Annotated in this window: 23 protein-coding genes, 1 tRNA gene and 1 pseudogene; 20 read left to right on the forward strand and 5 right to left on the reverse strand. The window is 62.8% G+C overall.

All coding sequences use genetic code 11. The annotated features are described in order from the left end of the window. Positions 1 to 100: 100 nt before the first annotated feature. The 3 genes from CWB41_RS08870 to CWB41_RS08880 all read right to left on the reverse strand — a co-directional run bounded on the left by CWB41_RS08870 (position 101) and on the right by CWB41_RS08880 (position 2,133). On the reverse strand, positions 101 to 1,447 hold the full coding sequence (locus tag CWB41_RS08870) for an NAD(P)/FAD-dependent oxidoreductase (RefSeq protein ID WP_181902974.1): 1,347 nt from the start codon (positions 1,445 to 1,447) through the stop codon (positions 101 to 103). A 118-nt stretch (positions 1,448 to 1,565) separates the two neighbouring features. Next, positions 1,566 to 1,641: transfer RNA gene (locus tag CWB41_RS08875), tRNA-Ala, on the reverse strand. 132 nt (positions 1,642 to 1,773) lie between these two features. Further along, a complete protein-coding gene (locus tag CWB41_RS08880) occupies positions 1,774 to 2,133 on the reverse strand; it encodes a TIGR02300 family protein (RefSeq protein ID WP_115837044.1) in 360 nt (119 codons plus the stop codon). A gap of 294 nt (positions 2,134 to 2,427) precedes the next feature. On the opposite strand from CWB41_RS08880, the gene aroA reads away from it, so the two are divergent. Next, the gene (gene aroA, locus CWB41_RS08885) at positions 2,428 to 3,774 is read left to right on the forward strand and encodes a 3-phosphoshikimate 1-carboxyvinyltransferase (RefSeq protein WP_245411314.1); all 1,347 of its coding nucleotides are present in this window, start codon (positions 2,428 to 2,430) and stop codon (positions 3,772 to 3,774) included. Next, the gene (cmk, locus tag CWB41_RS08890) at positions 3,771 to 4,412 is read left to right on the forward strand and encodes a (d)CMP kinase (protein WP_115837042.1); all 642 of its coding nucleotides are present in this window, start codon (positions 3,771 to 3,773) and stop codon (positions 4,410 to 4,412) included. Before aroA ends, cmk begins: the two co-directional genes overlap by 4 nt. 7 nt (positions 4,413 to 4,419) lie before the next feature. Here cmk and CWB41_RS08895 read toward each other — a convergent pair whose 3' ends face one another. Continuing rightward, positions 4,420 to 5,355 carry a restriction endonuclease gene (locus tag CWB41_RS08895; protein ID WP_115837041.1) on the reverse strand — a complete coding sequence of 312 codons (936 nt, stop codon included), beginning with the start codon at positions 5,353 to 5,355 and terminating at the stop codon, positions 4,420 to 4,422. A 279-nt stretch (positions 5,356 to 5,634) separates the two neighbouring features. Here CWB41_RS08895 and rpsA point away from each other — a divergent pair, with 279 nt between their 5' ends. The 18 genes and pseudogenes from rpsA (at position 5,635) to CWB41_RS08985 (ending at position 22,201) form a co-directional block, all read left to right on the forward strand. After that, complete coding sequence (gene rpsA, locus CWB41_RS08900) at positions 5,635 to 7,389, forward strand: 30S ribosomal protein S1 (RefSeq protein ID WP_115837040.1); 1,755 nt, start codon at positions 5,635 to 5,637, stop codon at positions 7,387 to 7,389. An 81-nt stretch (positions 7,390 to 7,470) separates the two neighbouring features. After that, positions 7,471 to 8,784 (forward strand): Hsp70 family protein, encoded by a 1,314-nt coding sequence (locus tag CWB41_RS08905; protein ID WP_115837039.1) that lies wholly within the window; start codon positions 7,471 to 7,473, stop codon positions 8,782 to 8,784. A 31-nt stretch (positions 8,785 to 8,815) separates the two neighbouring features. Further along, positions 8,816 to 9,799: a signal peptide peptidase SppA gene (gene sppA, locus CWB41_RS08910; protein WP_115837038.1), complete on the forward strand. Its 984-nt coding sequence runs from the start codon at positions 8,816 to 8,818 to the stop codon at positions 9,797 to 9,799. Positions 9,800 to 9,943: 144 nt separating this feature from the next. After that, complete coding sequence (locus tag CWB41_RS08915) at positions 9,944 to 10,234, forward strand: integration host factor subunit beta (RefSeq protein ID WP_115837145.1); 291 nt, start codon at positions 9,944 to 9,946, stop codon at positions 10,232 to 10,234. An 84-nt stretch (positions 10,235 to 10,318) separates the two neighbouring features. Beyond that, a complete protein-coding gene (locus CWB41_RS08920) occupies positions 10,319 to 10,603 on the forward strand; it encodes a lipopolysaccharide assembly protein LapA domain-containing protein (protein ID WP_115837037.1) in 285 nt (94 codons plus the stop codon). 138 nt (positions 10,604 to 10,741) lie between these two features. Further along, on the forward strand, positions 10,742 to 11,413 hold the full coding sequence (locus tag CWB41_RS08925; protein ID WP_115837144.1) for a phosphoribosylanthranilate isomerase: 672 nt from the start codon (positions 10,742 to 10,744) through the stop codon (positions 11,411 to 11,413). A 92-nt stretch (positions 11,414 to 11,505) separates the two neighbouring features. Beyond that, complete coding sequence (trpB, locus tag CWB41_RS08930) at positions 11,506 to 12,717, forward strand: tryptophan synthase subunit beta (protein ID WP_115837036.1); 1,212 nt, start codon at positions 11,506 to 11,508, stop codon at positions 12,715 to 12,717. Then, the gene (gene trpA, locus CWB41_RS08935) at positions 12,717 to 13,553 is read left to right on the forward strand and encodes a tryptophan synthase subunit alpha (protein ID WP_115837035.1); all 837 of its coding nucleotides are present in this window, start codon (positions 12,717 to 12,719) and stop codon (positions 13,551 to 13,553) included. Before trpB ends, trpA begins: the two co-directional genes overlap by 1 nt. A 78-nt stretch (positions 13,554 to 13,631) precedes the next feature. Continuing rightward, positions 13,632 to 14,501 carry an acetyl-CoA carboxylase, carboxyltransferase subunit beta gene (gene accD, locus CWB41_RS08940; RefSeq protein ID WP_115837034.1) on the forward strand — a complete coding sequence of 290 codons (870 nt, stop codon included), beginning with the start codon at positions 13,632 to 13,634 and terminating at the stop codon, positions 14,499 to 14,501. Then, complete coding sequence (locus tag CWB41_RS08945; protein ID WP_115837033.1) at positions 14,498 to 15,841, forward strand: bifunctional folylpolyglutamate synthase/dihydrofolate synthase; 1,344 nt, start codon at positions 14,498 to 14,500, stop codon at positions 15,839 to 15,841. The genes accD and CWB41_RS08945 overlap by 4 nt, the downstream gene beginning before the upstream one ends. A 191-nt stretch (positions 15,842 to 16,032) precedes the next feature. After that, on the forward strand, positions 16,033 to 16,122 hold the full coding sequence (gene pqqA, locus CWB41_RS08950) for a pyrroloquinoline quinone precursor peptide PqqA (protein ID WP_245441016.1): 90 nt from the start codon (positions 16,033 to 16,035) through the stop codon (positions 16,120 to 16,122). Between the two features lie 48 nt (positions 16,123 to 16,170). Then, complete coding sequence (pqqB, locus tag CWB41_RS08955) at positions 16,171 to 17,070, forward strand: pyrroloquinoline quinone biosynthesis protein PqqB (protein ID WP_115837032.1); 900 nt, start codon at positions 16,171 to 16,173, stop codon at positions 17,068 to 17,070. Further along, a pseudogene (gene pqqC / locus CWB41_RS08960) lies at positions 17,067 to 18,122 on the forward strand (pyrroloquinoline-quinone synthase PqqC). The gene pqqB and the pseudogene pqqC overlap by 4 nt, the downstream one beginning before the upstream one ends. Further along, positions 18,119 to 19,255: a pyrroloquinoline quinone biosynthesis protein PqqE gene (gene pqqE / locus CWB41_RS08965; RefSeq protein WP_115837031.1), complete on the forward strand. Its 1,137-nt coding sequence runs from the start codon at positions 18,119 to 18,121 to the stop codon at positions 19,253 to 19,255. Before pqqC ends, pqqE begins: the two are co-directional and overlap by 4 nt. Positions 19,256 to 19,296: 41 nt before the next feature. Further along, positions 19,297 to 20,169: an SDR family oxidoreductase gene (locus CWB41_RS08970; protein ID WP_115837030.1), complete on the forward strand. Its 873-nt coding sequence runs from the start codon at positions 19,297 to 19,299 to the stop codon at positions 20,167 to 20,169. A gap of 298 nt (positions 20,170 to 20,467) precedes the next feature. Then, positions 20,468 to 21,151 carry a ribonuclease PH gene (gene rph / locus CWB41_RS08975; protein ID WP_245411313.1) on the forward strand — a complete coding sequence of 228 codons (684 nt, stop codon included), beginning with the start codon at positions 20,468 to 20,470 and terminating at the stop codon, positions 21,149 to 21,151. A 1-nt stretch (position 21,152) separates the two neighbouring features. Then, positions 21,153 to 21,788: an RdgB/HAM1 family non-canonical purine NTP pyrophosphatase gene (gene rdgB / locus CWB41_RS08980; protein ID WP_115837028.1), complete on the forward strand. Its 636-nt coding sequence runs from the start codon at positions 21,153 to 21,155 to the stop codon at positions 21,786 to 21,788. 119 nt (positions 21,789 to 21,907) lie between these two features. Continuing rightward, positions 21,908 to 22,201, forward strand: a complete 294-nt coding sequence (locus CWB41_RS08985) for a hypothetical protein (RefSeq protein ID WP_115837027.1) — start codon at positions 21,908 to 21,910, stop codon at positions 22,199 to 22,201. A 14-nt stretch (positions 22,202 to 22,215) separates the two neighbouring features. Here the strand turns inward: CWB41_RS08985 and CWB41_RS08990 are convergent, their stop codons facing one another. After that, complete coding sequence (locus CWB41_RS08990) at positions 22,216 to 23,214, reverse strand: NAD(P)-dependent oxidoreductase (protein ID WP_115837026.1); 999 nt, start codon at positions 23,212 to 23,214, stop codon at positions 22,216 to 22,218. Between the last annotated feature and the right edge of the window lie 10 nt (positions 23,215 to 23,224).

Below are 23,224 nucleotides of genomic sequence, written 5' to 3' on the forward strand. Positions count from 1 at the left end.
AGGCGAGATGGCCGATTGACAATGCGCCCCGGTTTCCGCGTGCGAGATGCCACCGATCTTGCGTCTGTTCGTTTTGAGCGGAGGAAATGGCGAGGGTTCGTTAGAAGTTGCCGGTATCTCGAAGGCGATACCAGGTCTCGATGAGTGGCACCGCCCGCTTCGCCGCAAAATGCAGGGGATGGCTCGGAAACGAGAGGTCGCTAAAGGCACTTTCGCCTTCGGGCTTTCCGAGCAATTGGAGAGCGATCTTGCGGCCGAAATGGGTGGCTCGCGAAACGCCCGTGCCGCAATAGCCCATAGCGTAATGGATGCCATCGACCGTGCGGCCGAGATGCGGAAATTCGTCGAATGTATATCCTATCGTCCCATCCCAGGCATGGCTCAATTTTATCTCGCCAAGTTCCGGAAAGGCGCGGAGGAGGTCGCTTGCAAGATGTGCGTAGGCCGCGGCTGAACCCCGGCGCGCAATATGACTGGAGCGTCCACCCCAGATCAGCCGATATTCGCCGGGCGCGGGACGAAAATAGAAGAAGACGCGATTCGAATTTCCGAAGACTCGCCGCTTCGGGAAGAGGGTGTCGAAGAGTTCGGGCGGAATAGGGCCTGTCGCGATCTGCGCGGATACAACGGGGACGATGCGCTTGGCGAAGAATGGACCGACATTTTTCGTGTAGCCGTTCGTCGCGACGATGACGTCTCGCGCCTCGACGTCAAATCCGTCAAAACGGACAAGGTGCCGGTTTTTCTCGGAAACGATGTCTTTGACCGCTGCGTTTGCGCGCACAAGGCCGCCAACGTCCCGCACGCGCGCCAAAAGCCCCGCGTGATAGCGCCCCGGATGCAGGGAGGCATCCTGCGGCAGCAATGATCCGCCATAAAATAAATCGGTGCCGATCTCTTTTCGCTGCTCGGCCCGCGGGATCATTTCGGATTCGACATCGGCGTAGCGGCGTAAATCCTTCATGTCCCGTGCCATGGCTTCATAGTGCTCGGGCCGCATCGCACCGCGAAAGCGTCCGCACCGCGTGAAGTCGCAGTCGATATGTTCGCGCTGAATGAGGCGTTCGATGCCGTCAAGCATTTCGACGCCCTCGTGAAGCAGCTCGACCGCCTTGCGCTCGCCCTTCATTGCAATGAGCGTCTTGACCCGGAATTTCTGATTTCCGCTGCCAACCTGGCCGCCATTGCGCGTGCTCGCGCCAAAGCCCGGCACTCCGGCATCGACCACAACAACGCGGCGTCCTTCGCGCGCCAGCGTCAGAGCCGCCGAAAGGCCGGTAAAGCCGGAGCCGGCGATGACGACATCGACTTTTTGGGGAAGCGGCGTGTCTTTTCCGTTTTCCGGCGGCGCGGCTTCCCACCAATAGGGGATGTTTCCGATGGCCTTTCGCCAGCGACCGCCCGCGAGTTCGCGCAGGGTCGGAACATCGGCTCGATCGGGAGTCACCTTGCGGCCCCGCGGGTTTCGATTTCGGGTCTTTCCCGCGCGACGATGACCGGAGGCTTCGGTTGTGCCGAGGCTTCGCCGGTGCTCAGCGCCGATACGATCAAGCCTTTGATTTGAATGGTGGAGCCAGACGGAATCGAACCGACGACCTCTTCAATGCCATTGAAGCGCTCTCCCAACTGAGCTATGACCCCACGCTTTCGCGCCACGCAAATCTTTGGGTGGATTTGTGGCCAGACCGGGCCGGCGCGGAGCGGCTATATAGACATAATAGCCTACCGCGACAAGCCGCCATTCCGCGCGGCGGACCGGCTCTTTCTTGTGAGCTACGGCTCCTCGTCCGGCGCGATATCGCCATCGATCAGGCCGGTGACGTCGTCGCTGTCTTCCTCTTCCTCTTCGAGGAAGGTGTCGTCGTCGCCGCCCTCGTCTTCGATCTCGACATCGTCCTCGGCAACGGTTTCGAGCGCGGCTTCTCCCGCCTCGACCTCGTCGAGCGAAACCAGCTCTACGCCCGTTTCAGGCTCTTCCTCATCTTTCGCGACGGCCGCCGCACGGCTCGCGCGGGCGACGGTCTGCTGAACGGCACCGCACTTGGGACAGATGACCGGGTTCTTGTTCAGGTCAAAGAACTTCGTGCCGCATTGCTGGCAGGTACGCTTGTTACCGAGCTCGAGTTTCGCCACGGTTTGGCCTCTAAGGATCGTTGAACACCTCGGCAGGGACGCCGCCCATCTTCGCTTGCGCCCGGCAAGCGAATGTCGCGTCCCCGCCACATTGGCGCGCTTAAGGCTCCCGTTAGTAAGCCCTAAGGCGCGTGTCAATTGGAACTTCACGGGGTCGTCCCCAAGAGATCGTGTCTGGCCCGCTGCTAAAAATGGCGGGATAGCCGGGCTGATTGGCCCATGACTTTTCCCCAACTCGCATGCTACGAGCAGCGCAGCGAATTTGCCGGGCGTGGAGGGATTTTGGCTGTTTCGATAAGCATTTCGCCCCCGGGCGCGGCCTTAAGCACGGCGCCGGGCGGCCCGCTGAAAGGCCGGCTGCGTCCGCCTGGGGATAAATCCATCTCGCATCGCGCCTTTATCCTCGGCCTGCTGACGGTCGGCCGGACGGAGATCCGTGGCCTGCTGGAGGGGGAGGATGTGCTCCACACCGGCGCGGCCTGCCGGGCGCTGGGCGCGCGAATCGAACGCCTCGGCGAGGGCTTCTGGCAGGTCGATGGAATCGGCATCGGCACGCTGCTGGAGCCCCGCGAGACACTTGATTTCGGCAACGCTGGCACTGGCGTGCGGCTAATGATGGGTGTCGTCGGCGGCCATGGAATCACCGCCGCGTTCGACGGCGACGCCTCGTTGCGGAAGCGGCCGATGCGCCGCGTGCTCGATCCTTTGGTCCTGATGGGCGCGCAGGTTCTGTCGCAGGACGAGGGCGGCCGTTGCCCAATCCGGCTGAAGGGCACGCCGGAGCCCTTGCCGATCGAATATCGCACCAAGGTCGCCTCGGCGCAGATCAAATCGGCCGTATTGCTCGCCGGGCTCAATTCGCCGGGCCGCACGGTGGTGATCGAGCCGCAGGCAAGCCGTGACCATACGGAAAAGATGCTGGCGCATTTCGGTGCGACGGTCGCCAGCGAGCCGTTCGAGGCCCATGGCCGCAGAATCACGCTCGAAGGCCGGCCGGCCCTGCACCCAGCGGAGATCAAAGTGCCAGCCGATCCGTCCTCGGCGGCGTTTCCCCTGGTCGCGGCGCTCATCGTGCCGGGCTCGGATATCGTCATCGAAGGCATGATGATGAATCCGCTGCGCGTCGGCCTGCTGCAAACGCTCCTCGAAATGGGTGCGCAAATCGAGCTGATCAACCAACGTGACGAAGGCGGTGAAAGCGTCGCCGATCTGCACGTGCGCGCCTCGGATCTGCGCGGCGTCGATGTTCCGGCCGAGCGGGCCCCGGCGATGATCGACGAATATCCGATCCTTGCGGTCGCTGCGGCCTTCGCCACCGGCGAAACGCGGATGCGCGGCTTGAGCGAGCTCAGGGTCAAGGAATCCGACCGTCTCGTGGCGGTCGCAGATGGGCTCGCGGCCGCCGGGGTCGAGAGCATCATCGAGGGGGACGATCTGATTGTTGCGGGACGCGGCCATGACAGGGGCGTGCCGGGCGGCGGCGTTGCGGTGACGCATCTCGACCATCGCATCGCCATGAGCTTCCTCTGCCTCGGGCTTGCGGCGAAGCGCGGCATGGCGATCGACGATGCGGCGATGATCGCGACCAGCTTCCCGACCTTTCAGGCGGCGCTGGCGGGGCTTGGGGCGCACTTCTCATGATCGTGGCGATCGACGGGCCCGCGGCCTCGGGTAAGGGCACTCTGGCGCGCCGCCTTGCGGACTATCTCAACCTGCCGCATCTCGATACCGGGCTGCTTTATCGCGCCACTGCCCGCACGCTCATCGAGCATGGGCAGAATCTTTCCGATGTCCATGCCGCCGTCGCGGCGGCGCGCGGCCTTTCGCTGACCGATTTCGATACCAAGGAACTGCGCGGCCGCGACATGGGTGAGGCGGCCTCGATCGTCGCCGCCATCCCCGAGGTGCGCCAAGCGCTCGTCGACATGCAGCGCAGCTTCGCCGCGCGGCCCGGCGGCGCCGTCCTCGACGGGCGCGATATCGGCACGGTCATCTGTCCGCAGGCCGAGGCGAAGATCTATGTGACGGCGAGCCCCGAAACTCGCGCCAGCCGCCGCGCGCTGGAGCTTAAGGGTCAAGGCGAGGCCGTCGATTATCAAGCGGTTCTGGAGGAAATCCGGCGCCGTGACGCCCGGGATGCCTCCCGCGCTCTGGCGCCGCTCCGGTTGGCCGAGGATGCGGTCGAGCTCGACACGACGGATCTCGATATCGAGGCCGCCTTTCGGACCGCACTCAGCATTGTCGAAGGAAAGAGATCAAAAGCCGCGGCACGACCTTAGAAGATAGCTATTCTTCTTCGGAGAAAAAATCTTCGTCCAGACGACTAAACTCAAGCGCCCGGCTGACACGCACGCCTACCTTATGTTCAATCATCAGGCTCGTCAGGGTTTTCCCGTCGATCAAGATCACCCGCTGGGGTAGATTTCTGGCATAATCTGATGCCTGTTGGCTAAAGGTGGACGTTGTCACAAAAACGCCCTTAGCTGCGCCAAGGCCTACTAAGCTACCGACGAAAGACTGCACCTCGGGTCGTCCGACAGTGTTGCCGGGAGTGTATCGCTTTGCCTGAACGTAGACACGATCCAATCCCAGCCGGTCTTCATTTATAATTCCATCAACGCCACCGTCACCTGAGCGACCAAGCCGCCGAGTTGCGTCGCGATAGTTTCCGCCATATCCCATTGCGACAAGAAGACTAACAATGACCTGTTCAAAAAAGCTGGGGCTGTTCTGAAGCATCCTCTGCAATAGATCGGTCTGAAGGGCCGAATGAACGGCAAGATAAGCGGCTTCGATCTGTTCTTCTGGAGTGACGGTGGCCGCGAGACCTGCGGATGAGGCGTTCGCCGGGCTCATGGAATTAACGGAATCGGCGCCGCCCGACCCGCGATAAAATTCCTTAAATGCCGGATTTTTAAGCAAAAGATCTACGTTTATCTGACCAGGGTTTTTGGCAATAAGGTCGCGTCCAATCTCGCTGGCGATAAACCGACCACGGCGCGGCGATGTGATCAAACCGGCCTTACTCATATAAAATTTGGCCCAATGGATGCGATTATGCAGGACGGTTTGACGGCCGCTCGGGAGAACTTGGTCGCGTTCCTCCTTTGTCAAACCAAACTGGGCCACGAGTTCGCCCGTTATTTCGGGAACGCTCGTTTCGCCACGTGCCGCCAACTTTAGAACAGGAAGCATAAGCGTCTGATAATCGGGAATCGGCAATATAATTACTCGATCAATTGAGAATCCGGGTCGAACGTATCCGGGAATCGGAATCGTCTGCAATATATCGAGTTTGTGCGCCGCAATGGAGCAGCTTGCCCTTGCCGAGGGCCGCCGCGCTTGCTACATAGCCGCCCGAACCTGGTTTTTTGCACCGTCCGACGCCGGCCCGCCTTTTTGATGCGGGTGATCCTGCCCTCTGGCAGGCCACGGAGGCAAAAAGCTCCTTCAACCCTTAACCCCCGGCGTTCAGCCCAATTGGGCTTTTCAGGAGAACTTATGACATCAACCACCACCTACGCGCCTTCGCGCGAGGATTTTGCGGCGCTTCTCGATGAGAGCTATGGCGAAAACGAAGCTCTCGAGGGCGCGGTTATCAAGGGCATTGTCGTCGCCATCGAAAAAGATGTTGCCGTCATCGACGTCGGTCTGAAGACCGAAGGCCGCGTCGCCCTCAAGGAATTTCAGGGACCGGGCCGCGAAGGCGCGCCGAAGGTCGGCGATGAAGTCGAAGTCTATCTCGAGCGGATCGAGAACGCGCTCGGCGAGGCCGTGATCTCGCGCGACAAGGCACGCCGCGAAGAGAGCTGGGTGCGGCTCGAAAAAGCTTTCGAGAAGCAGGAAAAGGTCGAAGGCGTCATCTTCAATCAGGTCAAGGGCGGCTTCACCGTCGATCTCGACGGCGCCGTGGCCTTCCTGCCGCGCAGCCAGGTCGATATCCGCCCGATCCGCGATGTCGCGCCGCTGATGCATGTGACGCAGCCGTTCCAGATCCTCAAGATGGATCGCCGCCGCGGCAATATCGTCGTCTCCCGCCGCACCGTGCTCGAGGAGAGCCGGGCCGAGCAGCGCCACGAGATCGTCGCCAACCTCGAAGAGGGGCAGGTCATCGACGGCGTGGTCAAGAACATCACCGATTACGGTGCGTTCGTCGATCTCGGCGGCATCGACGGCCTCCTGCATGTCACCGACATCGCCTGGCGCCGCGTCAACCATCCGAGCGAGGTCCTCGCCATCGGTCAGACGGTGAAGGTCAAGATCATCAAGATCAACCACGAGACCCACCGCATTTCGCTCGGCATGAAGCAATTGCTCGACGATCCGTGGCAGGGAATCGAAGCCAAATATCCGGTCAACGCCCGCATCCACGGCCGCGTGACGAACATCACGGATTACGGCGCGTTCGTCGAACTGGAGCCGGGCATCGAAGGCCTGATCCACGTCTCGGAAATGTCGTGGACCAAGAAGAACGTCCATCCCGGCAAGATCGTCGCGACGAGCCAGGAAGTCGATGTCCAGGTTCTGGAAGTCGATCCGGTCAAGCGCCGCATTTCGCTCGGCCTCAAGCAGACGCTCACCAATCCCTGGGAAGATTTCGCCGCCAAGCATCCGATTGGCAGCGAGGTCGAGGGCGAGGTCAAGAACAAGACCGAGTTTGGCCTGTTCGTTGGCCTCGAGGGCGATGTGGACGGCATGGTCCACTTGTCCGATCTCGACTGGAACAAGCCGGGGGAGCAGGCGATCGAGGAATACAAGAAGGGCGACATCGTCAAGGCGAAGGTGCTCGACGTCGATCAGGAGAAGGAGCGGATCTCGCTTGGCATCAAGCAGCTCGCCTCCGATCCGTTTGCCGCAGCGCCGGCCGACGAAAGCGGACCCGACTACAAGAAGGGTGCGATCGTCACCTGTGAGGTGATCGAGGTCAAAGAAGGCGGCATCGACGTCAAAATCGCCGGCACCGATTTCGTCGCTTTCATCAAGCGCGCGGAACTGGCACGCGATCGCGCCGATCAGCGTCCCGATCGTTTCGCCGTCGGCGAAAAGGTCGATGCGCGCATCACCCAGTTCGATCGCCGCGCCCGCAAGGTCGCGGTTTCGATCAAGGCGCTCGAAGTCGCTGAAGAGAAGGAAGCCATCGCCCAGTTCGGCTCGGCCGATTCGGGCGCGGTGCTCGGCGACATTCTCGGCGCCGCGCTGAAGGCGCGCGATTCCGAGGGCAAGAAGAGCGCCAAGAAGAAAACCGACGAGGAATAAAAGTTTCCTCGAAATTTATCGATCCGGGCCCGCGCGGCGCAATCCGCGCGGGCTTCTTTGTGCTCAATTTCAGATATGCCAATGAATGACGGAGATATCTGCGCTGTCGGCATCGATTTTGGCACGACGAATTCCGTTGTCGCCATCGCCGACCGAAGGGGGCAGGTCGAGACTTTGAGTTGGCCAAGTTTCGGCGGCCCGACGCACACGTTCCGCACGGCTTTGATGTTCTGGCGCGAGGGCCGTTCGCTCAAGCACGTCGCGGGTCCGGCGGCCTTGCAACGCGCGATCGCCGCCGAAGACGAGCAGCGCTTCATCCAGTCGATCAAGACCTATCTGGCGAGTCCGTTCTTCAGCGAGACATGGCTTTATGGTGAGCGTTTCACGATAGAGCGCCTCGTTTCTACCTTTCTGAATCATTTGCTCGATGGTCGCGATCAGGTGCGGACGCTGCCAATTTTCAGCGGTCGACCCGTGGTCTTTGCTGGCGAACGGCCGGACGAGGCGCTGGCGATCGGCCGACTCACCAAAGCTTATGCCGATGCGGGCTTGCCGCAGGTTGCGCTGGCCTATGAGCCTGTGGGCGCAGCCTATTGGTACGCGCGCGGGTTGACGCGTGACGAAACCGTGCTCGTCGCCGATTTCGGTGGTGGCACCAGCGATTTCTCCGTCCTGCGCTTTCGACGCAATGGTAAGGCTTTCGTCGCAGAGCCACTGGCTCATACGGGCGTCGGCGTTGCCGGAGATACGTTCGATTATCGCATCGTTACGAATGTGGTGGCGCCGCAGCTCGGCAAGGGAACGTCCTATCGATCATTCGGCAAGCTTCTGCCCATCCCCGCTTATTTTTATTCGGCTTTCGCGCAATGGCACCAGTTGTCGTGGCTGAAATCCGGCGCGGCGCTCACCGAATTGGGCAAGCTCATCGCCGTCGCCGAAGCGCCGCGGATGCTTGAAGATCTTCGCACGATGATCGAGATGGATTTGGGGTTCGATCTTTATCGCGTCGTCAACGGTGTGAAAGCCGCTTTGTCGGATGCCGATACGGTGACCTTCCGCTTCGATCGCGAAGGCATTGTGATCGAAAGCGAGATAACGCGGCGCGATTTCGAGGCCTGGATCGCGCCTGATCTCGCAAAGCTCGCGGAGGCGATGGAGCGTGCCGTCGCTCAAGCTGGTCTGGAATTTGGGGATATAGACGCGGTTTTCCTCACAGGCGGCACATCGTTCGTGCCCGCCGTTCGCGCACTCTTTCAAAACCGCTTCCACGCGGAGCGCGTGCATCTCGGTGATGCCTTCCAGTCGGTCGCTGCGGGTCTCGCTCTGATGGCGCTCGATCAAGCGCGACCGGGCACGGAAGGGCGTGGGCTTGCGCCGCCCTGCCACGCGTCTTAGGGTCCGTGCGGCTTTGGCCGAGGAACAAGACATGTCGAACACATCCCCCGCCGATTACATCGTCGATCGGCGGCAGTTGCAGCGGAAATTGTCGTTCTGGCGGGTTGCTTCGATCCTGCTGCTCATCATCGGGCTTTTGCTCGCCGGCCTGAAAATATCCGGTCGCAGCGGGCTGGGCTTCGGCTCCGCCGCGCCGCAGATCGCACGGGTTACGATCACGGGGCTGATCACCGGCGACCGCGCGACGCTGAAGCTCATCCACGAGGTCGCCGACGCGCCGAATACCAAGGGGGTGATTCTGTCGATCGACAGCCCCGGTGGCACGACGACGGGCGCGGAACAGCTCTTCATTGCCTTGCGTCAGCTCGCGGCGAAAAAGCCAACTGTCGCGGTTGTCGGCACCCTGGCCGCCTCGGGCGCCTATATCGCCGCGATCGGCGCGGATCACATCGTCTCGCCCGGCAATGCGCTGGTCGGTTCCATCGGCGTGCTGTTTCAATATCCCGACGTCTCGGGCCTTCTCGATAAGGTCGGGGTGAAAATGGATACGGTGAAATCCTCGCCGCTCAAGGCGGAGCCCAGTGGCTTCGAGCCGACCACGCCCGAGGTTCGCGCCGCCCTCGCTTCGCTTGTGGCCGACAGCTACGGCTGGTTCAAAGGCCTCGTAAAAGACCGCCGCGGGCTCACCGACGCCCAACTGGCGGCCGTGGACGACGGGCGCGTGTTCACCGGCCGGCAGGCTATCGGGCTGAAGCTCGTGGACGAGATCGGCGAGGAACCGCAGGCGATTGCCTGGCTTGAACGGGTCAAAAAAGTCCCGCACGGGCTGCCGGTCCACGATTGGAGCTCAAAGAGCAGCCTGCAGCGCCTCGGCATATTGAGCAGCGCGGCGAAAGTTGCCGATGTTTTGGGCTTTTCTTCTCTCGCGCGTGTGCTTGAGCATACAGAAACTTATGCGCAAGGACAATTACTTGACGGTCTTGTAGCGATTTGGCAGGTTGATCCAACCAATTAGCGGCCAAGCATCTTCGGCTTGGCGATCAGCTTTGAGCATGGACAGGGGTTGGCGCGAACGGGTGTGCTCTGGGGGTAGGGCACGCCGGCTGCGGCTTCAACGGGGTCGGAGCGCGGTTCAGTGACGAGCGGCAAGGGGCGGAATATGATCAAATCGGAACTCGTGCAGCGGATTGCTGACCGCAACCCGCATCTCTATCTGCGCGACGTGGAAAAGATTGTGAACGCCATCCTCGACGAAATCGTCAATGCCCTGGCGCGCGGCGACCGGGTGGAATTGCGTGGTTTCGGCGCCTTTTCGGTCAAGCACCGCGATGCGCGCCTCGGTCGAAACCCGCGCACCGGCGCGCATGTTTCTGTCGACGAAAAGGCTGTGCCGTTCTTCAAGACCGGCAAGGAAATGCGCGAACGGCTTAACGACGGCTATGCAGGGTAACCGGAGCATCGGACAAATTCCGGTGCGAGACGTGAACGGCGCGATGCGCTTTGTACGCCTGCCGTTGCAGCCGCGGGATTGCGGATGAAACGCTTTTTGGAAGTGCTCATTCTATTGCCGCTCGCGATCATCGGCCTCGCCTTGGCCGTCGCGAACAGGCATGCCGTGACGGTGTCCTTCGATCCCTTCACCTCGACAGCCGCCGGCGCGATCGAGGTGCCGCTGTTCGTCGTATTGATCGTCGCGATCGTCATTGGCGTTCTCCTCGGCGGCTTCTTTACCTGGCTGTCGCAGGGTAAGCATCGCCGGGCCTTGCGCGAGAGCCGCGCCGAGGCCGCACGGCTGCGCAGCCAGGCGGGCCATTCCTAAAGCTTCGGTTCGGACGGAGCAGAACCGAAGCTTCAGGTTTTGTTTCTGACGCGTTTTCTTGACGCGAACCGGTTCCCACTTCGCTCGAAAACGCTCCGGCCCTCGTTTTTCGCCGCGGCAGCGTGTAAAAGCCGCCGCATGGGCATGATCGTCAAAATCTGCGGACTTTCGACGCCGGAGACGCTGGGCGCCGCGCTCGCGGCAGGCGCCGATATGGTTGGCTTCGTCCATTTTCCGAAAAGCCCGCGGCATGTGCCTCTGGCGGCCGCGGCGGCGCTGGCTGGCGGGGTTGCGGGCCGGGCGCGGAAGGTGCTGCTGACGGTCGATGCCGGCGACGACCTGCTCGCCGCGGCTATTGCCGCTTTTGAGCCGGATATTCTGCAATTGCATGGGCACGAGCCGCCGGCGCGGGTCGCCGCCCTGCGGGCGAAATTCGGCCGCCCGGTGATGAAGGCGATCGGCCTCGCCAGCGCCGCCGACGTCGCCGGTATTGCGGATTATGAGGCGGTCGCGGACCTGCTGCTGTTCGATGCCCTCCCCGCCGACGTCACGGCGCTGCCGGGGGGCAACGGCCGGGCCTTCGATTGGGCGCTGCTGCGCGGGCGCCGTTTTGCCAAGCCCTGGCTGATCGGCGGCGGCCTGACGGCGGAGACTGTCGGGGAGGCGATTCGCGCGACTGGCGCCTCGGGAGTCGACGTCTCGTCCGGCGTCGAAAGCGCGCGCGGCGTCAAGGATATTGGCAAAATTGCCAGTTTCATCGCGGCGGCGCGGGCGGCGGAAAAGCTTGGTTCCCTGGCCGAGAGCGGATAGAGCATCGGACCGAAAAGTGCGCAGCGGTTTTCGGACAAATCCGATGCGGCGAAACGACTAAGAGCAGGGCGCAGAGCAAAAGCGAGAGCGACTTGAAACTGGAAAACCCCAATTCCTTCCGCACCGGCCCGGACGAGCGCGGGCATTTTGGCATTTTCGGCGGCCGTTTCGTCGCCGAAACGCTGATGCCGCTCATTCTCGACCTCGAGCGTCATTATGAGGCGGCGAAGAAAGACCCGGCCTTCCACGCCGAACTCAACAATCTGCTCACCCATTATGTCGGCCGGCCGAGCCCGCTCTATTTCGCCGAGCGGCTGACCGAATATCTCGGTGGCGCCAAAATCTATTTCAAGCGCGAGGAGCTGAACCACACCGGCGCACACAAGATCAACAATGTGCTCGGCCAGATCCTGCTGGCGCGGCGCATGGGCAAGACGCGGATTATTGCGGAGACCGGCGCCGGCCAGCATGGCGTTGCGACGGCGACGGCCTGCGCCCGCTTCGGGCTTGAGTGCATCGTCTATATGGGCGCCGTCGATGTCGAACGGCAGAAACCCAATGTCTTCCGCATGAACATGCTCGGCGCGAAAGTAGTGCCGGTCCAATCCGGCGCGCGCACCTTGAAGGACGCGATGAACGAAGCTTTGCGTGACTGGGTCACCAATGTCGAGGATACGTTCTATTGTATCGGCACGGCTGCGGGGCCGCATCCCTATCCGGCGATGGTGCGGGATTTCCAATGCATCATCGGTGAAGAGACGCGCAAGCAGATGCTGGCAGCGGAAGGCCGTCTGCCGGATTCGCTCTTCGCCTGCATCGGCGGCGGCTCGAATGCGATCGGCCTGTTCCATCCGTTTCTCGATGACCGGCAGATCGAAATCTACGGCGTCGAGGCTGCGGGCTATGGCCTCGACAAGGCCCATGCCGCCTCGCTCGCCGGTGGCCGCCCCGGCGTGCTGCACGGCAATCGCACCTATCTGCTCATGGATGCCGACGGGCAGATCGAGGAGGGCCATTCGATCTCGGCCGGGCTCGATTATCCCGGCATCGGGCCGGAACATTCCTGGCTGAAGGAGACTGGCCGCGTGACGTATCTCTCCGCGACGGACGACGAGGCGCTCGCCGCCTTTCAGCTCTGCGCGCGGCAGGAGGGCATCATCCCGGCGCTGGAGCCTGCCCATGCGCTCGCCAGGGTCATCGAGATCGCGCCGACGAAGCCGCGCGAGCATCTGCTGGTCGTCAACATCTCTGGCCGCGGCGACAAGGACATTTTCACCGTCGCCGAACATTTGGGCGGGATGTGATGACAACACGCATCGACTCCCGTTTCGCCGAACTCGCCCGCGAGGGCCGCGCCGCGCTGGTGACTTTCATCATGGGCGGCGATCCCGATCTTGAGACGACGCTCGCGTTGCTGAAGGCGCTGCCGGCGGCGGGGGCTGACGTCATCGAGCTTGGTATGCCCTTCACCGATCCGATGGCCGACGGGCCGGCGATCCAGGCGGCGGGCCTGCGCGCGCTTGCGACCCATACGACACTCGCCAAGGTGCTCAAACTCGCCGCCGAATTCCGCAAAGCCGACACGGCGACGCCGCTCATCCTCATGGGCTATTACAATCCGATCTATGTCTATGGCGTGCCGCGCTTTCTCACCGATGCGAAGGCGGCGGGCGTCGATGGCGTGATCGTCGTTGATCTGCCCCCGGAGGAGGACAGCGAGCTTTGCCTGCCGGCGCAGGAGGCGGGGCTCGCCTTCATTCGCCTGGCAACACCGACGACGGACGATGCGCGGCTGCCGACCGTCCTCGCCCATACTGCGGGCTTTGTCTATTACGTCTCGATCACCGGCATCACCGGCGCGGCGACGCCCGATTACAGCAAAGTCGCCGCTGCCGTCGCGCGGCTGAAACGGCACACTGCTCTGCCTGTCGCGGTCGGCTTCGGCGTCAAGAATGCCGAAAACGCGGCCGCTATCGCGAAAGTTGCGGATGGCGTCGTCGTCGGCTCGGCGCTGGTCGATGCGCTGCGCAAATCTCTCGACGCCAACGGCCATGCGACGGCAGGCAGCGTTGCGGCGGTGACTGATCTCGTGCGCGAGATTGCCGCGGGCGTGCGCTCGGCGGCGCACCAGCCAGCCTGAGTCTTTGCGTCCGGAAAATCAAACGGATAGACTGCCCGGTCTGTCGCGCCCCCCGCGCGTTTCTGGTGAAGGACTGGCATGAACTGGATCTCCAACGTCGTCCCCCCGAAAATCCGTTCCTTCCTGCGTCGCGAGACGCCGGAAAACCTCTGGGTCAAATGCCCCGACAGCGGTGAGCTGATCTTCCACAAGGACCTTGAGTCCAATCTCTATGTCGTGCCGGGCTCCGGCTATCACATGAAGATGCCGGTCAAGGCGCGGCTCGATTCCCTGTTCGACAACGCCGTCTACGAGACCTTGCCGACGCCGGACGTGCCGCTCGATCCGCTCAAGTTCCGCGATGTGAAGCGCTATGTCGATCGGCTGAAGGAAAACCGGCTGAAGACCGGCGCGGCCGATGCGGTGAAAATCTGCACCGGACAGATCGAAGGCCTCGATGTCACGGTCGCGGTGCAGGACTTTGAATTTCTCGGCGGCTCGCTCGGCATGGCGGCGGGCGAGGCGATCGTCACCGGTCTTCTGCACGCCGTCGCGACGCAGACGCCCTTCATCATCTTCACCGCCTCGGGCGGCGCGCGGATGCAGGAGGGCATGTTCTCGCTGATGCAGATGCCGCGCACGACCGTTGCCGTGCAGCGCCTGCGCGCGGCGAAGCTGCCCTATATCGTCGTGCTTACCAACCCGACGACCGGCGGCGTCACCGCCTCTTATGCGATGCTGGGCGATATTCAGATCGCCGAGCCCGGCGCCGTCATCGGCTTCGCCGGCGCGCGGGTGATCGAGCAGACGATCCGCGAGCGCCTGCCGGAGGGCTTCCAGCGCGCCGAATATCTCCAGGTCCACGGCATGGTGGACATGGTCGTGCGCCGCCAGGACATGCGCGCCACTTTGGCGCGGCTCTGCGGCCTGCTGACCCATCGTCCCGCATTCGAACAGGAAGCCGCATGAGCTTGCTGCCCTCCGAGGGTGCGAACGAGCAGTCGGATCTGATCCTCGAACGCCTGCTCGACCTGCATCCGAAGAAGATCGACCTGTCGCTCGGCCGCCTTGAGCGGCTGCTCCGCGCTTTGGGCGCGCCGCAGGAGCATCTGCCGCCGGTGATCCATGTCGCCGGCACGAACGGCAAGGGCTCAAGCATCGCCTTCATGCGCGCCATCCTGGAGGCGGCGGGCAAGAGTGTGCATGTCTACACCTCGCCGCATCTCGTGCGCTTTCACGAGCGCATCCGGCTCGGCCAAAAAGGCGGCGGCAGGCTTGTTGATGACGCCGATCTTGCCGCGGCACTGAGCCTCTGTGAAAAGGTCAATGCCGGCGCGCCGATCACCTTTTTCGAGATCACGACGGCGGCGGCCTTCGTACTCTTTTCCCGCAATCCAGCCGATTATCTTTTGCTCGAAGTCGGCCTTGGCGGCCGTGTCGATGCGACCAATGTCATCGACCGGCCGGCGGCGTGCCTTATCACCCCGGTGTCGATGGACCATCCGGAATTTCTCGGCGCGACAGTCCCCGAGATCGCCCGCGAGAAGGCCGGGATTCTGAAGCACGGCGTCCCGGCCGTGCTCGGCTTCCAGCAGCCGGAGGCGCTGAAGGTTCTGGAAGCGCGGGCTACGGAAGTCGGTGCCCCCTTGCAGATCGCGGGCCAAGATTTTTTCATCCGCGAGGAACACGGGCGCCTGATCTACGAGGACGAGCGTGGGCTGATCGATCTGCCTTTGCCGCGTCTTGCCGGGCGGCATCAGCATCAGAATGCCGCCGGGGCCATCGCCACGTTGCGCCTTGTCGAGCCGGACCTGGGGCCGAGCGCGCTTGAAACGGGCCTCGCGACCACGGACTGGCCGGCGCGCCTGCAGCGCCTGAGCAAGGGTAATCTCGTGGCTCTGGCGCCGGCGGGGACGGAAATCTGGCTCGACGGCGCGCATAACGAGGATGGCGCCCGTGTCCTCGCGCAGGCGATGGCTGACCGCGAGGAAAAGGCGCCGCGCCCGCTCGTGCTTGTCACTGGCACCTTGGCGGCGAAGGACACGGGTGCGGTTCTGCGCGCCTTCAAGGGGTTGGCGCAGGAGGTGCTCGCCGTTCCGGTGCATGGCGAACATGCGGCCCGTACGCCGGCCGATGTTGCGGCGCTCGCCAATGCCGAAGGCGTGCCGGCTGTCGCCTGCGAGAGCGTCGAATCGGCTTTGCGCTTTCTGACGGCGCGCAAATGGGCGCTGCCGCCGCGCGTATTGATCGCGGGCTCGCTTTATCTCGCGGGCGAGGTGTTGCGCCTCAACGGCACGCCGCCGCAATAGCTCCGCCGCCGCAGCGCACGCGCTGTTCGATGTCAGGAAAGTCTCAGAAACCGGCGGCGAAAAAGCCTCGTAAACGCTTGATTGTAATACATCTGTAAGAAAGAAAGACGCGGGCTAACTTCCCGTGGCGTGGCGCATTATTTTATGTCACACGCCACTTGGACAGTTAGGTCTGTCCAATGGAAAACCTAATGGAGGAAATCATGGCCTGGACCGCTCCGGTCGCCGTCGAAGTTTGCGTCGGCATGGAAATCACCAGCTACGAGTCGGCCGAAATCTAATTCGGTCTGAAACCAGTGCTGGTTTCTCAACAATAGGCTGAGGGCCTGATGCAAATTATCGTCCTTGGCTCGGCAGCCGGGGGAGGCTTCCCGCAATGGAATTGCCTTTGCCCCGTCTGCCAACTCGCCTGGAACGGCGACAAACGCGTTAAACCGCGGACGCAATCGAGTCTGGCGGTGAGCGCGGACGGTGAACGCTGGCTTTTGCTCAACGCTTCGCCCGACTTGCGCCAGCAGATCATCGCGACGCGGCAATTGCACCCGCATGGTGCCAGCCGCCAGTCGCCGATCAACGCGGTCTTCGTCACCAATGGCGACGTCGATCATCTGACCGGATTGCTGACCTTGCGCGAGCAGCAGAGCTTCGCGGTCTACGGCAGCAAGACGACTTTGGCGGAAGTGACTGGCGCCAATATTTTTGGTGTACTCAACCGCGAGCTTGTGTCGTTCAACGAGGTTGAACTCGGCGAGCAGGTCGATACCGGGCTCGGGCTGCGCGTCACGCCCTTTGCCGTGCCGGGCAAGGTGCCGCTCTATCTTGAGACTGCATCGCTCGCCATCGGTGCCGAGAGCGAGACGACCGTTGGGCTCGAGATCACCGACGGTAGCAAGACGCTGTTCTACATTCCCGGCTGCGCCGAGGTGACGCCGAAAGTGCAGGAACGCTTGCGCAATGCCGATCTGCTTTTTTTCGACGGCACGACCTTCACCGACGACGAAATGGTCGCGCTGGGCCTGTCCAACAAGACGGCGTGGCGCATGGGCCATGTCGCGATGACCGGCGAGAAGGGCTCGCTGGTGCGGCTGTCGGACATTGGTATCCGCCGCAAGATTTTCGTCCATATCAACAATACAAATCCCGTCCTGATCGAGGATTCGCCGGAGCGCGCCAAGGCCGCGGCGGCGGGATGGGAAGTTTCTTACGATGGGATGGAGGTTAGTCTATGAGCCAGACGCTTTTAAGCCCCGAGGATTTGGAGGCGGCGCTGCGCAATGTCGGCGCCGAGCGTTATCACAACAAGCATCGTTTCCACGCCCGCCAATACAGCGGCAAGTGCAGCTTCGAGGAAATCCAAGCCTGGGCGCTTAACCGCTATTATTATCAGTCGATGATCCCCATCAAGGATGCGATCGTGCTGACGCGGTTCACGGATGCGGAGGATCGCCGTCAGTGGCGCAAGCGCATCGAGGATCATGACGGGCTGAAGCCGGGCGACGGCGGCATCGAACGCTGGCTGAAACTCACCGATAGCCTCGGCTTTCCGCGCGACTATGTGGAATCGACGGCTGGCATTCTGCCGGCGACGCGGTTCGCGGTCGATGCCTATGTCACCCTGGTCCGCGATCGCAGCCCGCTGGAAGCGGTCGCCTCGTCGCTGACCGAGTTGTTCTCGCCGAACATCATCGGCGAGCGCATGTCCGGCATGCTGGCGAATTACGACTACGTCAGCAAGGACACGCTGGCCTATTTCTCTTATCGGCCGACGCAGGCCAAGCGCGACGCCGATTGGGCGCTCGATTACGTCAAGTCGCACGCGACGACCGTAGAGCAGCAGCAGGCCGTCATCAACGCGCTCAAGTTCAAGTGCAATGTGCTCTGGGCGCAGCTCGATGCGCTGTGGAGCGCCTATGTCGATCATTACCTGCCGCCGGATGCCTGGGTTCCCGGTACGATCGCGGCCCCGCGCAGCAAAGCGGCATAGCGAGACGATATGAGCGAAGCGGTCGCCATCAGCACAGAGTCGAAGCCGCATTTGCCGCGCGGCATGCATCTGAAACACGATGCGACGCGTGACGAGTGGCTGCTGATGGCGCCCGAGCGTGTGTTGAAACTCAATCCTGTCGCGGTCGAAATCTTGAAGCGCTGCGACGGCAAGGCCACATTGGGGGAAATCATCGATCAGCTCGCCGTCGCTTTCGCGGCGGAGAGGGAGCGGATCGAAACTGATGTGCGGGCTCTGCTTGCGGAGCTCGCCGCCAAACGGATGGTGGACCTATGAACGCGCCACAGAAGATTCCCGAGGCAATCCCCGCGCCGGTCGGCATTCTGGCCGAGCTGACGCACCGCTGCCCGCTCGCCTGTCCTTATTGCTCGAACCCGGTCGAACTCGACACGCGCGAGGGCGAACTCGATACGGAGACGTGGAAGCGCGTCTTCTCGGAATCGGCGGCGGCCGGCGTTCTGCACGCGCATCTTTCCGGCGGCGAGCCGGCCTCGCGCCGCGATCTCACCGAGATTGTCAAGCATTGCCACGCTGTCGGCCTCTATACGAACCTGATCACCTCGGGCGTCGGCATTAATGAAGCGCGGATGCACGAGCTTGCCGATGCGGGACTCGATCACGTCCAGCTTTCGATCCAGGACGCGGAGGCCGAATCGGCGGATCGAATCGGCGGCTACAAGGGCGGCTTCGCCCGCAAGATGGACGTCGCCAAATGGGTGAACGAGGTCGGCATTCCGCTGACCGTCAATGCCGTCATCCATCGAGCCAATATCGCCCGCGCCGGCCGGATGGTCGAATTCGCCTATGAGCTTGGCGCCCGCCGCGTCGAGATCGCGCATACGCAATATTACGCCTGGGCCTATCTCAACCGGCAGGCGCTGATGCCCTCGCGCGCCCAGACCGAGAAGGCTGTGGCCGAGGTCGAGGCTTTGCGGAAGGTCTATGCCGGCAAGATCGTCATCGATCATGTCGTGCCGGATTATTATGCCAAATATCCCAAGGCCTGCATGGGCGGCTGGGCCAAGCGGACGCTGAACGTCACCCCCCACGGCAAAGCTTTGCCCTGTCATGCCGCCGAGACCATTCCGGGTCTCGAGTTCTGGAATGTGCGTGATCATTCGATCAGCGACATCTGGTTCAATGCCCCGGCTTTCAACGCCTTCCGTGGCGAGGACTGGATGGTCGAGCCGTGCCGTTCCTGCCCGCGCAAGAGCCAGGATCACGGTGGCTGCCGCTGCCAGGCGATGGCGCTGACGGGCGATGCGCGCAATGCCGACCCCATCTGCCACCTGTCGCCCTTCCATGACAAAGTGGCCGCGATTGCCGCGACTTTCGAGGAAGTCGATGCAAATGTCCCGGTCGGAGACTATGTCTATCGCACTCTGAAGGCGCCGGCCCCGGCGGCGTGACCGCCGGTCGCTTGAAAGCGCTCTATTCCCGAGGTGCGATCATGCAAGGTAAAACTGTAGTTATCACGGGTGCGACTTCCGGCATCGGCGAGATCGCGGCGATCGATCTGGCAGCCAAGGGAGCGCGGATTGTCTTCGTCGCCCGCGACCGCAAGCGCGGCGAGGCGACGCTCGCCAAGCTCAACGCCAAGGCGCCCGGGCTTTCGCATAAAGTTCATTATGCCGATCTGTCGCTGCTGGCGGAGCAGAAGCGCGTCGCCGCCGAGATCGCCGCCGCCGAGCCGCGCGTCGATGTGTTGATCAACAATGCCGGCGCCGCCTTTGCGCAGCGGCAACTCACGGCGGATGGATTCGAGCTGACCTTCGCGCTCAACCATCTTTCGTATTTCGTCATCACGGCAGGGTTGCGGGAACGGTTGCTTGGCTCGACACCGGCACGGATCGTCAGCACGTCGTCGGATGCCCATCGCGGCATGAAAGTCGATCTCGACGATCTGCAGACGGCGAAAAGTTATACGAGCATTAAGGCCTATGGCCGCTCGAAGCTCGAAAACATTCTCTTCACGCGCGAACTGGCGCGGCGCCTGCGCGGCACTGGAGTCACCGCCAATTGCCTGCATCCCGGGGTCGTCGCGACACGTTTCGGCCATTCGAGCGGGGGAGTCATCCAGCCGCTTTTGAAGGCCGTGCAGATTTTTGCGATTTCACCGGAAAAGGGCGCCGAGACCATCGTCTATCTCGCCTCTTCGCCCGAGGTCGCGAATGTCAGCGGCGAATATTTCTACAAGAACAAGATCGCCAAAACCTCGCCTACTGCGAGCGACACGGCACTCGCGGCTGGATTGTGGAAGAAGACAGTCGAGCTTACCGGCGTCGACTGGCCGGAGCCGGCGGCGCTTCGCGCGGCCTCTTAAACCACCACACGCATGTTCCAATCCGGCGGCGGTCGTCATTCCGATTGCTGCCGCGCTTGGTGATGGCTCCGGCGCGCGGCAGTTGCATAGAAGGGCCGAACCCCTTAGAGCGTGTTGCGGAAAAGTTGAGTGACTTTTCCGGTCAGTAGACGCCCCAGTCTGACTTGGCGCGATTGCTCATCGGTCGGATGTTTCTGGTCGGGAAGCGCGCCGGGCAGGGGCTATTTTGTGCCAACGTTTGTTGCCAACACTTGGGTTGAAAAATTTGACACGACCTTCCAAACGCGCGCCGGACGAAATGCGGCAGGTGGTAATTGAGCGCAGGGTGGCGCGTTATGCTGAGGGTTCCTGCCTCATCAAATTCGGCGAGACGCATGTGCTCTGCACGGCCTCGCTTGAGGACAAGCCGCCGCAATGGCTGCGCGGACAAGGCCGGGGCTGGGTAACGGCCGAATATGCGATGCTGCCGCGCGCTACCCAGGTGCGCACGCGGCGCGAGATCGCCTCCGGGCGACCCTCCGGCCGCACGCAGGAGATTCAGCGCCTGATCGGCCGCAGCCTGCGCGCCGTCACCGATCTGCAAGCTCTTGGCGAGCGGCAGATCACCATCGATTGCGATGTGCTGCAGGCCGATGGCGGCACGCGCACCGCGGCGATTACGGGTGGCTGGGTCGCGTTGAGCGAATGCCTCAAGTGGATGCACTCCCGCTCGATTCTCAAGGATATTCCGTTGCGCGATCACGTCGCCGCAATCTCCTGCGGAATGTCTAATGGTGAGGCTGTGCTCGACCTCGATTATGTCGAGGACAGCGCGGCGCAGACGGATGCGAATTTCGTAATCACGGGCGCTGGCGCATTGGTCGAAATCCAGGCGAGCGCCGAAGCTGCTGTCTTCAGCGAAACCGAGTTCAACGCCATGCTGGCGCTGGCGCGCAAAGGCATTGCCGAACTCGTCGCGCTCCAGAAGCAGGCCCTCGCCTGATATGGTAAGACGCCTGACCGGCCGGCTCATTATCGCCACGCATAACCGCGGCAAGCTGTGGGAAATGCAGGCGCTGCTCAAGCCATATGGAATCGAGGCGGTTTCCGCCGGCGAACTCGGCCTGCCTGAACCGGAAGAAACCGGCGCGACCTTCATCGCCAACGCGGAATTGAAGGCGCGCGTTGCGGCGCAAGCCGCGCGGCTTCCGGCTTTGGCCGATGATTCCGGTCTCTGCGTTGACGCGCTCGATGGCGCGCCGGGGCTTCATTCGGCACGCTGGGCGGAGCTTGCGCCCGGTGGCGCGCGCGATTTCGCCGCCGCGATCGAGAGGGTCGAGCGGGCCTTGCGGGAAACGGGAGCGGCGCCGCCCTATCGCGCGCATTTCGTCTCCGCCCTCGCGCTCGCCTGGCCGGACGGCACGACGCAGGTTTTCGAAGGCAAAGTACACGGTACGCTTGTCTTTCCGCCGCGCGGCACGAAGGGCTTCGGCTATGATCCGATCTTCCTGCCGGACGGGCTCTCGCGCACCTTCGGCGAGATGATGATGGACGAGAAGCAGGCCATTCCGCCGGATGGCTCGCCGGCGCTGTCGCATCGTGCGCGCGGCTTTCAGGTCTTCGCCCGCGCCTGTCTTTAAAGCTTCAAAATTTCGGCCTGTGCGCGATGTCACCCATGCTCGCGACACAATGTCTTGTTGCTCTGCGGTAAACCGGCGATAATACAGATCGTGAGAGGCTTGGAATGTCCGGGAAGTCCATGACGCAGACTTGGGAAACGAAATTCGGTTTGCGCCGCGTGCGGCACGACCCGCCGACGCTCGAAGAAGCGATTGCCGCGGCGCAAGGTCTGTCGGACGAGATCGAGGAGCAGATCGAGATTGCGGCGGGCTTCATGTCCATGCCGGCCGATGTCGTGCGCGCGGAAGTGTTGAAAGCCGCGAAGCCTGCCAAGCCCGCCCGCGTCGTCATCGCCCCGAGCCGGGAAGGGACCGTTCGCACCGTGATCGTCGAGCGCAAGCCCTCGCGCCGGTTGCGCCCCACCAGCGTCTAATTTCGTCGCCATCCTTAGGGCTCGACGCCTCGTGCGCTCGCGCCGGGGACGATCTCGATGGCGAAGCCTGCCGCGTAGAGCGCTTTCGTATCAACGTGCGCCACGTCGCCCGCGATGAGCCACGCGATGCGCGCACCTTCATGTGCGCGCGCAGTGATCCGCGCGGCAATGTCGTCTTCCGCGTTAACGATGATCCTGGCGGACTCGCGCCGTGCGATTTCGACGATCGACGGGGCCACGGCTTTGTCGTGGAAGACGACATCCGCGGCTTGCAGAAGCCGCAGGGCCTTGAGGGTCAAGTGCTCCGGATCGGTGCTGGTGATGCCGAGAAGGGTGATCGCGCCACGCGGTGATTCGTCCGTCTCCCGCTGCGCGCCCGCGAGCAATGTCTCCAGCTCATCGGTGTCCGGTCCCGGCGACGTCAGGGCGCGCGTGGTGAATAATTCCCAGAAGCGCCGCCGCGAGGGCGCATCCGTCAGCTTGGGCCGCCACGCTTTCGCCGCTTCCGCCCAGCGCTTGAGACTGGCGGGCAACAATGCTTCAAGCCGGCCGCGCAAGGCGAGAGCGAAAACCGGCGCGGCGCCGGACGTCGAGATGGCGATGACGAGCGGCGAGCGATCGACGATCGTCCCGAACTGGAAATCGCAATACAGCGGCTTGTCGATGACATTGACGGGCACGCTCGCGCGGTGCGCCGCCGCGGAAAAGCGCGCGGCGTCTTTCTCGCTTGTGCAATCGCCGACTGCCAGCGCCGCGCCGTCGAAATCGCTCTCGGCCCAATCGCGCCCGGCTAGCGTGACCTTTGGGGTTTGCGCGGCCAATGCCCGCATCGCATCGCCCGGCGCGGCGCTTAAGACATCGACGTTCGCGCCGGCCGCTTGCAGCAGTTCGGCTTTCCACGCGGCCTCCGGCGTCCCGCCGGCGAGCAGCACGCGCTTGCCGGCAAGGTCGAAGAATATGGGCAGGCTGGCCAGCCCCCGCATCGGCGGGCGCGGCTCGGGTTTGTCGGTCATGCGGCCCTTG

The sequence above is a fragment of the Methylovirgula ligni genome (assembly GCF_004135935.1).
GTDB lineage: Bacteria > Pseudomonadota > Alphaproteobacteria > Rhizobiales > Beijerinckiaceae > Methylovirgula > Methylovirgula ligni.

What these genes read in the sequence shown, in the direction of transcription:
- cmk (WP_115837042.1), top strand. Translation starts at nt 3,771, where the DNA reads ATGATCGTGGCGATCGACGGGCCCGCGGCCTCGGGTAAGGGCACTCTG.
- rpsA (WP_115837040.1), top strand. Translation starts at nt 5,635, where the DNA reads ATGACATCAACCACCACCTACGCGCCTTCGCGCGAGGATTTTGCGGCG.
- CWB41_RS08905 (WP_115837039.1), top strand. Translation starts at nt 7,471, where the DNA reads ATGAATGACGGAGATATCTGCGCTGTCGGCATCGATTTTGGCACGACG.
- sppA (WP_115837038.1), top strand. Translation starts at nt 8,816, where the DNA reads ATGTCGAACACATCCCCCGCCGATTACATCGTCGATCGGCGGCAGTTG.
- CWB41_RS08915 (WP_115837145.1), top strand. Translation starts at nt 9,944, where the DNA reads ATGATCAAATCGGAACTCGTGCAGCGGATTGCTGACCGCAACCCGCAT.
- CWB41_RS08920 (WP_115837037.1), top strand. Translation starts at nt 10,319, where the DNA reads ATGAAACGCTTTTTGGAAGTGCTCATTCTATTGCCGCTCGCGATCATC.
- CWB41_RS08925 (WP_115837144.1), top strand. Translation starts at nt 10,742, where the DNA reads ATGGGCATGATCGTCAAAATCTGCGGACTTTCGACGCCGGAGACGCTG.
- trpA (WP_115837035.1), top strand. Translation starts at nt 12,717, where the DNA reads ATGACAACACGCATCGACTCCCGTTTCGCCGAACTCGCCCGCGAGGGC.
- accD (WP_115837034.1), top strand. Translation starts at nt 13,632, where the DNA reads ATGAACTGGATCTCCAACGTCGTCCCCCCGAAAATCCGTTCCTTCCTG.
- CWB41_RS08945 (WP_115837033.1), top strand. Translation starts at nt 14,498, where the DNA reads ATGAGCTTGCTGCCCTCCGAGGGTGCGAACGAGCAGTCGGATCTGATC.
- pqqA (WP_245441016.1), top strand. Translation starts at nt 16,033, where the DNA reads ATGGAGGAAATCATGGCCTGGACCGCTCCGGTCGCCGTCGAAGTTTGC.
- pqqB (WP_115837032.1), top strand. Translation starts at nt 16,171, where the DNA reads ATGCAAATTATCGTCCTTGGCTCGGCAGCCGGGGGAGGCTTCCCGCAA.
- pqqE (WP_115837031.1), top strand. Translation starts at nt 18,119, where the DNA reads ATGAACGCGCCACAGAAGATTCCCGAGGCAATCCCCGCGCCGGTCGGC.
- CWB41_RS08970 (WP_115837030.1), top strand. Translation starts at nt 19,297, where the DNA reads ATGCAAGGTAAAACTGTAGTTATCACGGGTGCGACTTCCGGCATCGGC.
- rph (WP_245411313.1), top strand. Translation starts at nt 20,468, where the DNA reads ATGCGGCAGGTGGTAATTGAGCGCAGGGTGGCGCGTTATGCTGAGGGT.
- rdgB (WP_115837028.1), top strand. Translation starts at nt 21,153, where the DNA reads ATGGTAAGACGCCTGACCGGCCGGCTCATTATCGCCACGCATAACCGC.
- CWB41_RS08985 (WP_115837027.1), top strand. Translation starts at nt 21,908, where the DNA reads ATGACGCAGACTTGGGAAACGAAATTCGGTTTGCGCCGCGTGCGGCAC.
- CWB41_RS08990 (WP_115837026.1), bottom strand. Translation starts at nt 23,214, where the DNA reads ATGACCGACAAACCCGAGCCGCGCCCGCCGATGCGGGGGCTGGCCAGC.